The sequence below is a fragment of the Mesorhizobium sp. LSHC412B00 genome (assembly GCF_000503035.1).
In the GTDB taxonomy this organism is placed as follows: domain Bacteria; phylum Pseudomonadota; class Alphaproteobacteria; order Rhizobiales; family Rhizobiaceae; genus Mesorhizobium.
Genome location: NZ_AYWB01000014.1, coordinates 145,293 through 157,067 on the forward strand (window position 1 = coordinate 145,293; position 11,775 = coordinate 157,067).

The following is an 11,775-nucleotide window of genomic DNA, read 5'->3' on the forward strand; positions in this document are numbered from 1 at the left end:
GAATGCGATGCCAAGTGCACAGGACCCTAAAATGAACACCGACATTTTTACGGCTCATGAGTCGAACGTTCGTCGCTACGGGCGGTCGTTTCCCGCAGTCTTTACGAAGGCCCTTGGAGCGACAATCTGGGACGAGGCCGGTAAGCCATATATCGATTTCCTCGTAGGGTCCGGCGCACTCAATTACGGACACAACAACCCGAATATTATTGCACCAGCAATCGAATACCTGGTTGGCGAGAACATTCTTCTATCGCTCGACATGTATACGGTGGCAAAGCGTGAATTCATTGAAGTGTTTGTGGATTCGATTCTGAAGCCTAGAGGCCTTTCCTACAAAATACAGTTTCCTGGGCCGACCGGCACAAACGCTAACGAAGCGGCACTGGCCCTGGCGCGAAAATATACCGGCCGCTCAAGCGTCATGGCTTTCACGAATGCGTTCCATGGTATGTCGCTCGGCTCTCTGGCGGTCTCGGGTTCGGCGTCGACCAGGGAACTAGGCGGCGTTGCTCGCCACGATGTGATCCGTGTCCCTTATGACGGATACCCGAACCAAGATTTCGATTCCGCGAGTTACATAGACTCCTTATTGGGCGACCCGGGAAGCGGCATTGAAAAGCCCGCCGCCATCATTCTGGAGACCATTCAGGCAGAAGGCGGCATGAACGCCGCATCAGCAGCTTGGCTAACGGAAATCCAGCGCATTTGCCGCGAACACGGCGTTGTATTGATCGTCGACGATATTCAGGCTGGTGCGGGCCGAACGGGCGAGTTCTTCTCATTCGAATTCGCGAAGATCAATCCCGACATCGTATGCCTTTCGAAGTCCCTAAGCGGGTCTGGTAGTCCGTTCTCCATTGTTCTAATTCGCCCCGACTTGGATATTTGGAATCCCGGCGAACATAGCGGGACTTTCAGAGGCAACAATCTCGCCTTCGTGACTGCAGGAGCGATGTGCGAAATGTGGTCCGACGGACAGTTTACTAAAGGCGTTGAGCGGACGGCCGCCAAACTGCAAAGACACCTGGACAGCCTTGTTGCGAAATTTCCCACGTGCATCGAACAAAAGCGCGGCCGTGGTCTGATGGCCGGTCTCAAATGCCGTTCACAGGCCGTTGTCGGCCGTATGCACGATGTCGCATTCGAAAATGGCCTGCTGATCGAATCTTCAGGACCAAATCGAGACGTCATCAAAGTCCTCCCACCGATAACCATCACCGATGACGAACTCGATCGGGGCATCGCCATCCTTGATCACGCACTAAAGGAGCAAGCCAATGGAGATTAATCAAGTATCCCAAGCCCCAGCCACCTCGCCAGTTGCGATCAGAGAACGAACCGGCTCGATCAGCACTGCGGACATCATCTCCGTCCTCAAAGGTGAGATCACCGCTCTGCACATCAGGCAAGCTTTCAGCACCGAAATAGCCGAGGAGATCACCGCGAACTTCAGTGGCAGTCCCGGTCTCAAGGAGCGTAAGGATGGCGTCCCCGGACAATATGTCGGCGCATCCCACTACAGGAAGGATGCAGCCACCTATTTCGCAGAGGCGGAAACTGCGCGACCGTACGTCGACGCCCTTTTTGAGAATATGGTTGATCCGGTCCGAGCACTGTTCGACGCGTTGAAGCGCGAGCTTCGCAAACAGGGCATTGAATTGCGGCTGGCCCGTTCGGAGCACGGGCAGGCTAATGTTTGTCGCGCTCTCAGTTGGTCTGGCAGCGGCACATTCTCCTTGGACCCTCACGACGACGTCGCTCAAGTGTTATGTGCTGGGAACGATTACGAGCTTTCTGCGGTGGCGCACAACACCGTCGCAGCACTCAACTTCTATCCCAGCATGCCCGAGGAAGGTGGCAATCTGCGGCTCTGGAGCCACAAGCCGACGGTCACCGACCGAAAGTCTCAAGGTGTGGAGACTACGGGCTATCCCTATTCGGCAGCCTATCTCGAGGGCGTTCCTTGTCGCGACTTCCAGCTCAGAGCGGGGGATATCGGCCTGATCGATGGCGGTTTCGTTCACGGGGTCACCGGTCAATCAGGCAACGGAAAGCGTCGCCTAGTGCTGAACAGCTTCTTTGGATTCGCACGCCCGGATCTTGTTCTCTGGTGGACCTAATGTGGGTGGCCGAAAGTTTGATACGTTGTGCCTCTTCACTGCCACGCAAGGCAGCCGGCCGGAGGCGCGGAAAAGGGGCGCACCCGGTCGGATCTCGGTCGCGCTAACCTCGCTGCGGAGACCGAAGCTCACGCTTTTTGAGTTTTGGAGCGCATGGCGCGAGGACACGACCGCTGATACGACAGGAAGTGGTAAAATGGCAATTTGCCCAGATGGGTTGACGCCAGGTGCTCGCGACCGTGATTGGAAATCACCGCGGTTACCACCATGGGCAATTCGCCGGTGCGCCAGCGATAGAGCTGTCAGTCAGACAATGGTCGACTTCGAGCCAGTAGCATCACCCGTTTCATCGCGGAACTAGGCCGTAAGACGAACTTCATGGCAAGGCGCCAAGACTTCTCTTGGATTAGGGAGACAATTTCCTCCTCGGATTTGGCTTGGCCAAGGCGGAGAAACCACCCCGCGTGAAGAATTGGCCCGTCTCCGTGTCATTGAATTGCTGGTAAGCGCGAATTGCCCCGCACCTTTTGCTGTTGAGTGCTCTGATGCATGAGAAGCTATGCGGGGGAGCGGCGAGGTGGCACCATCGTCGTACGATCAACCCGAAGGATAGACTATCATGTCCAAAGTCGACGATCTCAGCCGATCCATCACTGTATTGGATCAAGCTCGCACTGTGCTCGTCGTTGTAGAAATGAGTCAAAATAACTGGCTGGTGGCCGGAATGCTTCCCGGCGTTCAGCGACACCCCCTCAAGAAACTCGATCCCGATCCCAATGCATTGCTCGGTTTGATCGCGCGTTGGCGATCGGAGGCGGAGGCTGCGGGCATGCCGATAGACCGGGTCGCGCTGGCCTTCGAGGCTGGGCGAGACGGCTTCTGGCTGGCCCGGTGGCTGCAGACGCGAGGCATAGACGCTCACGTCATCCATTCAACCAGCGTCGCCGTGAACCGTGAACACCGACGGGCGAAAACCGACAGGCTAGACACGGCCATGCTGATGCGCGTGTTCCTGGGTTGGCTGCGTGGCGAGCGTGGCCACTGCCGCATGGTGGCGATCCCATCACTGGCGGAAGAGGATGCCAAGCGGCCGAGCCGCGAGCGGGAGAACCTGGTCAGCGAGAAAACGCGGATAGTCAATCGCATGAAAGGGGCGCTGGCTCGGCTCGGCATCCGTGGCTTCAAGCCCGAGCTTCGCCGGGCGCCGAAGAAGTTGCCGGACCTGCGCACTTCGGAAGGACAGCCGCTTCCGCCGAATATGCTGGAAGAGATGCGGCGCGACATGGCTCGGCTTGCGGTGGTGCGCGATCAGATCACGACGATTGAAAAAGCCAGAATTGCCCAGCTTGAGCAGGCGCCCGCGTCGGGGTATAATGCAATGGTTGTGCTATTGGCGCGCGTGATTGGTGTCGGGATTGAGACAGCCGACATGCTGGTCCACGAGGTGCTTAGCCGCAACCTCAGAGACCGGCGCGCGGTGGCGCGTTACGCCGGTCTGACAGGCTCCCCCGACGAGAGCGGATCTAAACGACGCGAAAAGGGGTTGGCCAAGGCAGGCAACGCCCGGGTGCGACGCGGGCTGATCCAATTGGCCTGGCGCTTCCTGAGATTCCAAAAGAATAGCGAACTGACGCAATCGTTCCAGGCACGAGCGGCACAGGGCGCCCGCAAGACGACGATGATCGTGGCGCTCGCACGCAAGTTACTCATCGCGCTCTGGCGATTGGTTACCGTCGGCGAAATCCCGATGGGCGTCACATTGCGCCCGATGAACTGAACACACTGCAGGGCGCCTGACGGATCAACCGCCGTAATGACGCCCGCGTGTATCGATTCGAGGGGGCGGTGTCCCGATGGACACCATGGCGTTATTTGCCGTCATGAGAATGGGCCCGCCGCCTCGGAGCCTTGCTGCTGAAGCCAATGACTGCTTCATGGTCCGGGTCTTTTGCAGACCCACCGAATACAAGGTTGCGGCGTAATGCGATGCGCCCAAAGGCAGGCTCCCCTCGAATTTGATGCTCGCGGACCAATGCACAAGGCAGTGACCAACCGTCCTGTTATGGCTATCCTGACCGCTTTACCGCGAAATCAGTGAAGGCCCCTTGACAACGAAATCCCCATACAAGGTGTCCACCAAAATAGGTGGACACCTTGTGATGGAAGAAGATGAGCAGAAACTGCGGGTGAGGCTTATCGGTCGGGACGGGCGACGCCGATACGACCCGGCATCGAAGGACCGTCTTGTCTCGGCCTGTCTTGAGTCTGGCGTGTCGGTATCGAGGCTTGCGCTCGAACATGGGGTCAATGCGAACCTTCTTCGGAAGTGGATAAAGAAGCGGGCGGAGACCCAGTCCCTCCCACAGCCCCCACCATCGGCGTTCATCCCGGTTCAGATTGAAAGCACTTCCGATCGGGCCTTGCTGCGACAGAGCAGCATGGCTGCGGTGGATTTGCCGGGGACTTGCGATGGGGCACGTAGGTCGGCATCGAAAAGGACAGCGCCTTTTTCCTCTCCAGCCAAGGTGAGCGCGTCGCTGCCGAACGGCGTGAAGTTGACGCTGGAATGCGGTGATGTGGATGCGTTGACGGCGACCATCGGAGCACTGGGTCATGTTCAGACTGGGCGCTGACCTGAAAGTCTACCTGCACCGCGAGCCGATCGACTTCCGGGCCGGCATCAACAGCCTTGCGGTTCTGGTCCAAGAGACGATGGCGCTCGATCCGTTTGCTCCGGCGGTTTTTGCGTTCTGCAATCGCCGTCGCGACCGGATGAAGCTCCTGTTCTTCGATCGGTCGGGCTTTGTGCTGGTCCTGAAGCGTGACCGAGGACAAGTTCCGGTGGCCGCGCCGGGAGGCAGCGGTGGTCACGCTTACGACCGAGCAATTGCACTGTTGGGGTGGACGGCCCCGAACGGGGCGCCGAAATGTGCCAGAGTGAGTCGTTAACGGTCTCAAACGAAGGAGCCGCCCGTGGATCAGATTATCCGTATTGGCATGGATACGTCAAAGCACGTCTTTCAATTGCATGGCGTCAACGCCGCAGAGCAACCGATCCTGCACAAGAAGATGCGCCGCAAGGAGATGGTGGATTTCTTTGCGAAATGCCCACCGACCGTGATTGCGATCGAAGCCTGCGGCGCTTCGCATCACTGGGCGCGGTTGCTGAGGGAGCTCGGACATGAGGTAAAACTGATCGCGCCACAACTGGCGGAGCCCTACGTCAAGCGCGGCAAGAATGATGCGGCCGATGCCGAAGCGCTATGCGAGGCGATGAGCCGCCCGACGATGCGGTTCGTTCCGGTGAAGAGTGCGGATCAGCAAGCCGCGCTGATGTTAGTGGGCATGCGCGAGCGCGCTGTCGTCGCACAGACGCAGCTTGCCAATACGATTCGTGGCTATGCAGCTGAGTTCGGACTGACCGCGGCCAAAGGCATGTCTCATATTCCGCTCCTTCTGGAACGCATCATGATTGATGAAAGCATTCCGGCTGCGGCACGTGAGCTGTTTGCGTCCCTCGCTGAGGAATTCGCGCAGTTGGGTGAGCGCCTGAAAGAGGTGGAGGCAAAGCTGATGGCCTGGTATCGCAACAATGAATGTTGTCGCCGTCTTGCAAAGATCCCTGGTGTCGGACCGATCGGCGCGGTCTTGCTGGTGATGAAAGCGCCCGCACCGGAACAGTTCACATCCGGAAGGCAGTTTGCCGCCTGGATGGGCCTGACGCCCAAGGATCATTCGACTGCTGGCAAAGTCAGGCTCGGTATCAGTACGAGGGCCGGCGATGAGGCATTGCGCAAAACATTGGTCGTGGGTGCAACCTCGTTGCTTCGACAGGTGAGAGCGGGAAGAGGCAGGAACGCTTCGCTCTGGCTCATCGAGTTGCTTAAGCGCAAGCCGCCAAAACTCGCGGCTGTCGCACTGGCCAACAAGATCGCCAGGACCGCCTGGAAAATGATGGTGACCGGCGAAGCCTATAAGGGCAATGCTGCGCGACCGGCTCTGGCCTGCGCGGCATAACGAAATCAGTCGGTAACGGTGAGCAGGATACAGACGCTACCGTGCTGAACTGATGCGTGAACTTGCAGGAAACGAGCAGATGGTGTGATCGATCGATCCGAGACGCGGGGCACTCCGTAGGATCCAATGGCCCAACGTGGTCGATGCACTGTTTGGAACCCACGTCGCGGAACCCATCTTGGCCAGCGTTCATGTGGGAGCGCACCAACAGGCCGGACATATGAACGCAAGCGATCCGATCAAAATCATCAAAAGAGTTCTTGCAAGGAGGGGCCGTCCACATATGGATCCTCGACGGCATCGACATCGATGCGATGGTCCGCCATCCGGTGCGGCAATATCAGGTTGCGGGTTGAGGGCTCTCGAATTGAGCGGTTGACGCGGCGGCATGCTTTCGATTCAAGAATCTGATGAATCGACCCGGCGAACCGACTGTTGAAGCGTTGATGGCGCGTATTGCTGCGCTGCAGGCGCAGAACCGTCAACTCACCGAACGCGTCGTCAAACTCGAGGAAGAGCTGGCGCTTGCACGACTGCATCGTTTTGCGCCGCGCAGTGAAAAGCACATTGACCGCCTCTTCAATGAAGCCGAACAGGCCGCGGATGAGGACGCCGCCGACAACGAAGATGGCGGCGTCGTTGTCCTGCCGGACACGGGCTTGCCGGCGAGCGAAGGGGCGACGGGAAAGAAGCGCGGCCGCAAGGCCTTGCCGGAAAACCTGCCGCGCGAGCGCGTCGAGTATGACCTTCCCGACGATCAGAAGGCTTGTCCTTGCTGCGGTCACCAGATGCATCGCATGGGCGAGGCCGTTACCGAGCAACTTCATATCGAGGTGAAGGCGAAGGTCCTGCAGAATGTGCGGTTCAAATATGCTTGCCGTCATTGCGANCGCCGGTCGTGACCGCGCCGATGCCCGCGCAACCCTTGCCGGGCAGCATCGCCACGGCCTCGACGCTGGCCTTCGTGCTCATTCACAAATACGTCGACGGCACACCGCTCTACCGCCTGGCGCAGGCCTTCGAGCGCGCGGGCGTTCCTGTCAGCCGTGGCGCTCTGGGTCACTGGGTGATCGGCTCGAGCGAAAAGCATCTCGCCCGCATCTATGACGTGCTGAAGCTGCGGCTCAGATCGCAGCCCCTCATCCATGGCGACGAGACCACGGTCCAGGTGCTGAAGGAAATGGACAGAGAGGCCACCAGCACCTCGTACATGTGGGCATACCGGAGCGGCCACGACAGTGACGAGCCGATCGTGCTGCTCGATTATCAGCCGGGTCGCGGCCAGATACACCCGCAGACCTTCTTGGGCGATTACCGCGGCATCGTGATGAGTGACGGTTATTCCGCCTGGCGCACGCTGGAAGGGGCAACGCATCTTGGCTGCATGGCCCATTCGAGGCGGCGCTTCGTCGATGCCCTAAAGGCGAGGAAGAAGGGCGGCGGCCCGCCGGAACAGGCACTCCGGTTCTTTGAACAGCTCTATCGGGTTGAAAGGCAGGCGCGGAACGAAATCCCCGATGACGGCGAAACGCGAGATCACTGCATTCGCCGCTTCCGCCAGCAACATAGTGTCCCGATCCTCCAGGCTCTCAAGGCATGGCTCGACGACATCGCCCCAAAAGTCTTGCCGGACAGCAAGCTCGGCGACGCCGTCTCCTACACCCTGAATCAATGGGGATATCTGACTCGTTACACCGAGGACGGCAGCATGCCGATCGACAACAATCTTCTCGAGCGTGACATCAGAATCTTTGCCACTGGCCGGAAAAGTTGGCTGTTCAGCGATACCGTCGACGGAGCCAGGGCCAGCGCCGTCATCTACAGCCTGATGTTGACCTGCCGCGCCTGTGGCGTCGAGCCGTTAGCGTGGCTGCGCCACGTCCTCACTGAACTACCTCAGCGCCCCGAGAACGCAGCCATCGAGGATCTGCTGCCCTTCAACTTCGCCAAAGTAACAGCAGCCTGATCAGACCAGATACCGTTCCCGATTCGAAGGCCATCCGTCGAAAGCCCCCGCGTCAACGTGCAGCGAAAATAGCNGATCAGACCAGATACCGTTCCCGATTCGAAGGCCATCCGTCGAAAGCCCCCGCGTCAACGTGCAGCGAAAATAGCGCTTACCTCTCGACGACCAATCCGGCGGGATCAGAGACGACAACCGGAAAATGTTCGCCCTGGATTCCCCTCAGAAAACAGCACCACGCCCCCATGCAAAATCATCGAATTGAGTCAGACCCAAAATTGGACGCCGATGTCAGAAAAGACGATTGCGGGATCGTCATGGGAAGGCTTTCTGGGGACTATCGTCGGCAGGCGGAGCCGAAGCTCAGAGAGCGGGACATCCTGAGACCGCCAGCTCCAGGGAGCAGAACCGCTTTGCAAAAGCGTGAACTGGAATAGGTGGATGCCTTCAGCCCATCGCCACCTGGATGACACCGTGCCAGTTCCCGCAGAGTTAGTATGATGGGACCTGAACCCCCGCCAGATCATAGGCTCATACCGAGCAGCAATACCTTGAACTGCAGAAACTCTCGAGAACCGGGTGCCTCGGGTTGGGATGGGATGCGCTTTGGCAAATGAAGGTGCCCCACAGCCTTGTTTCGTCTGGCCGGGAACGTTGTACAGCCAACCCTTATCAAACTGCCCCACAACTCCCTCATGCTCTCTTGACTATTTTGTATCGCTCGACGGATCGCCTCTGTCGTCGTGGCGCTCCCGTGTAGAACCTGGCCCATAGCGCATCCCTCCATTCCTGCGAGAAGACTGCAACCATCAAAGCCCGGGATCAAACACCTAGTATGGTGTGACTTCCACCAGCACGTGACCCATTTCCTCGAGGAGTGAACCCGTCGCCTCCAGGGTGCGCAGGACTTCCGTATCCAAATCGATGGCGCCCCATTTGGTCCTGGCCACCCCGATTCTCACGGCTGGGCAAGTTCCTCCATATACCGACAGTTCGCTGGACTATGATGAAAAGATCGCCAAGAGCGCAGCAGCCATATCGTATTGCAAAGAAAAAAGAGCGACGGCCGTCCTAAAAGTAAGGCGCCAGCCATCTCAAAACGCGATGGCACTGTCCGGAACATTATATTGGCCGACCCGAACGCCAAGTGGCACATACTTGGCGCGTAGCGGATCGAACTGCATCCGCCCATCAACGCCGTCCGACAGAAATCGAGCGAACTGAAGTGCAGATCAAAGACGTGCTCCTCGCGCCAGGAAACGGCGCGTTTTTCTACGACGATCAGGCAGCCATAAGAGCCGGTGCCTCGCAGGACGGTTTTGTCTATTTGGGCGAACCCGTCACGCCCAACTTCGAATCCATTCGCGTTCCGGCATTTTCGCTGAGTGTCGGACTTGTCCTTGCCGACGACGCTGTCGTTTGGGGCGACATGATGGGCGTTCAGTACTCTGGTGCTGGCGGGCGCGATGATTTGTTTGAAACTGACCAAATTTCGGATTTCACGTCGCGGGTTGTGGCGCCACGGCTTCTCGATGTGGATGCTTCTCTTTACCTTGATGCCTGCGCGAAGGTTTTCGAGCCCCTCGGACACAAGCGGTTACCTCTCGCGATTGAGTACGGGGTCAGCCAGGCGCTTCTGCGCGCAGCCGCCCACCTTCAACGTACGACAATGGCAGAGATTGTATGCAGTGAATTTAACCTGCCACTGCCTACGCGTAGAATTCCAATCTACTGCCAGAGCGGGGATGCTCGCGAAATCAACGTTGACAAGATGATTCTGAAAGGCGTGGACATCCTTCCCCACGGCCTGATCAACTCACGGCAGAAATTCGGCGTCGATGGTCAGACCTTCATGGAGTTCGTGAAATGGGTTGCAACGCGCACGCGCCAAATTGGCCGTCCGGGGTATCATCCAATACTGCATTTCGATGTGTATGGCTGGATCGGCCAGGAAATCGGCTTGGAGCCGCAACGCATCGCCGACTTTATCTGCAAGGTTGCAGATAACATTCCGGGTTTTACGCTCAACGTCGAGTTCCCGGCTGATTTTGGTTCGACGCAAGCTCAAATTGAGAACTACGCCAAGATCGTATCGATTTTGGACAACCGGGGTTCGAGCGCGCGGATTGTCGTGGATGAGAGATGCAATACGCTTGAGGATATTCGACTCTTTGCCGAAGCCAAGGCTGCGCATCTCGTTCAAATCAAGACGCCCGATGTCGGCTCAATTGCCGACACAGCGCGGGCCGTTCTCCTCTGCAAGGAAAACAAGGTCGGAGCGTATGTCGGGGGAAGCTGTACCGAGACAGATCTCTCCGCCCAAGCTTCTGTCCACCTATCGGTGGCAACCCAGGCCGACATGATGCTTGCAAAGCCCGGAATGGGTGTCGACGAGGCATTCTCAATTGTTGGGAACGAACAAAACCGGTTGCTGGCGATGCTGAACCGTCGTCGGGCTCAAAACGAAAATTTTGGATGAAACACGGTGTCGCATGCAGAACTCTCTTGAGGGAATCACCGTCGTTGCCGTGGAGCAGGCCGTAGCTGCACCTTACGCTTCGTCTCGCCTTGCGGACGCCGGCGCCCGGGTGATCAAGATCGAGAGGCCCGAAGGGGATTTTGCCCGCAAGTACGACAAGTTGGTGCAGGGCCAAAGCGCTTATTTCGTCTGGCTTAATCGGGGAAAGGAGTCAGTCTGTCTGGACCTTAGGTCGGAGGCGGACCGCGCCGTCCTGGACACGCTCATTGCCAGTGCTGATGTCTTTATCCAGAACCTTAAGCCGGGCAGTATCGAAAAACTGGGTTTCGGGTCTGCGGATCTCCGTCGGCGTTTTCCGCGGCTGATCACCTGCGACATCTCTGGTTTCGGGGAGAAAGGGCCGTATTCCCATTTGAAGGCGTACGATCTTATCGTCCAGGCCGAAACAGGTCTATGCGCGATCACCGGTAACCAACAAGGGCCCGCGCGTGTAGGGGTATCGGTTTGCGACATCTCGGCAGGGATGACGGCACTTAGTGCCATTCTTCAGGCGCTGTATCACCGCGAGATCACCGGCGAAGGCATAAGCATCCAGGTGTCACTGTTCGATGCCGTCGCCGACTGGATGAACGTACCGGTTCTGCAACACGATTATAGCAGCTACCATACGGTACGCGCCGGCGTGAAACACCCGTCGCTGGCGCCGTATGGCGCATATCGTTGCGCCGATGGCAAAGACGTCATCTTTTCGGTTCAGAATGACCGCGAATGGGTGAATTTTTGCGAGAAATTCCTTAGGCAGCCAGAGCTCACACGGGCACCTGATTTTGTCGATAATATGGAACGCCTCAGTCATCGGGCGCAACTTGATGAGATCATCGAACGGCGGTTTTCCGAACTGTCGTGCCAAGAAGCAATGCAGGAGCTTGAGGCGGCCGGTTTGGCATACGGCCGACTGAACGAAGTGGCGGATATTTCAAGGCATCCACACATTCGCAGAGTGCAGGTTGGAACACCCGAAGGAACCGTCGAGACGATAGCGCCGGCGGCGATTTTCAACTCTGAGCGCCCCTCGCTGCGCCCAGTTCCAGCTCTTGGTGCTCATACCGAGGCAATTCGCGAGGAGGTTCTGGGTCTTTTGCGGGAAAAAGCCGCGTCAGCGTGAGTGCGCGTTTTGTCGGCAAGGTGAGTGC

General features: G+C 58.0%; 8 protein-coding genes and 1 pseudogene. All 9 read left to right on the top strand.

The features are described 5' to 3' along the window. The first annotated feature begins 31 nt into the window (after positions 1-31). The 9 genes and pseudogenes from ectB (at position 32) to X757_RS142655 (ending at position 11,747) form a co-directional block, all read left to right on the top strand. Positions 32-1,291: a diaminobutyrate--2-oxoglutarate transaminase gene (gene ectB, locus X757_RS142685; protein ID WP_023727211.1), complete on the top strand. Its 1,260-nt coding sequence runs from the start codon at positions 32-34 to the stop codon at positions 1,289-1,291. Further along, positions 1,281-2,123, top strand: a complete 843-nt coding sequence (locus X757_RS142680; RefSeq protein ID WP_023727212.1) for a hypothetical protein — start codon at positions 1,281-1,283, stop codon at positions 2,121-2,123. The genes ectB and X757_RS142680 overlap by 11 nt, the downstream gene beginning before the upstream one ends. A 619-nt stretch (positions 2,124-2,742) precedes the next feature. Further along, a complete protein-coding gene (locus X757_RS142675) occupies positions 2,743-3,900 on the top strand; it encodes an IS110 family transposase (RefSeq protein ID WP_023727213.1) in 1,158 nt (385 codons plus the stop codon). Between the two features lie 382 nt (positions 3,901-4,282). Beyond that, positions 4,283-4,756 (top strand): transposase, encoded by a 474-nt coding sequence (locus tag X757_RS1000000166945; protein WP_084629619.1) that lies wholly within the window; start codon positions 4,283-4,285, stop codon positions 4,754-4,756. Next, the gene (gene tnpB, locus X757_RS01000000165170) at positions 4,737-5,072 is read left to right on the top strand and encodes an IS66 family insertion sequence element accessory protein TnpB (RefSeq protein ID WP_084629622.1); all 336 of its coding nucleotides are present in this window, start codon (positions 4,737-4,739) and stop codon (positions 5,070-5,072) included. The genes X757_RS1000000166945 and tnpB overlap by 20 nt, the downstream gene beginning before the upstream one ends. Before the next feature lie 24 nt (positions 5,073-5,096). Then, the gene (locus X757_RS142665) at positions 5,097-6,140 is read left to right on the top strand and encodes an IS110 family transposase (RefSeq protein ID WP_023727215.1); all 1,044 of its coding nucleotides are present in this window, start codon (positions 5,097-5,099) and stop codon (positions 6,138-6,140) included. Between the two features lie 410 nt (positions 6,141-6,550). After that, positions 6,551-8,106, top strand: a pseudogene (locus X757_RS01000000165175) (IS66 family transposase). Between the two features lie 1,222 nt (positions 8,107-9,328). Continuing rightward, complete coding sequence (locus X757_RS142660; RefSeq protein ID WP_023727218.1) at positions 9,329-10,582, top strand: methylaspartate ammonia-lyase; 1,254 nt, start codon at positions 9,329-9,331, stop codon at positions 10,580-10,582. A 13-nt stretch (positions 10,583-10,595) separates the two neighbouring features. Next, positions 10,596-11,747, top strand: a complete 1,152-nt coding sequence (locus X757_RS142655) for a CaiB/BaiF CoA-transferase family protein (protein ID WP_023727219.1) — start codon at positions 10,596-10,598, stop codon at positions 11,745-11,747. The last annotated feature ends 28 nt before the right edge of the window (positions 11,748-11,775 follow it).

Bases quoted from the DNA above. Each gene is read 5' to 3' on its own strand.
- ectB (WP_023727211.1), top strand. From the start codon at position 32: ATGAACACCGACATTTTTACGGCTCATGAGTCGAACGTTCGTCGCTAC.
- X757_RS142680 (WP_023727212.1), top strand. From the start codon at position 1,281: ATGGAGATTAATCAAGTATCCCAAGCCCCAGCCACCTCGCCAGTTGCG.
- X757_RS142675 (WP_023727213.1), top strand. From the start codon at position 2,743: ATGTCCAAAGTCGACGATCTCAGCCGATCCATCACTGTATTGGATCAA.
- X757_RS1000000166945 (WP_084629619.1), top strand. From the start codon at position 4,283: ATGGAAGAAGATGAGCAGAAACTGCGGGTGAGGCTTATCGGTCGGGAC.
- tnpB (WP_084629622.1), top strand. From the start codon at position 4,737: ATGTTCAGACTGGGCGCTGACCTGAAAGTCTACCTGCACCGCGAGCCG.
- X757_RS142655 (WP_023727219.1), top strand. From the start codon at position 10,596: ATGCAGAACTCTCTTGAGGGAATCACCGTCGTTGCCGTGGAGCAGGCC.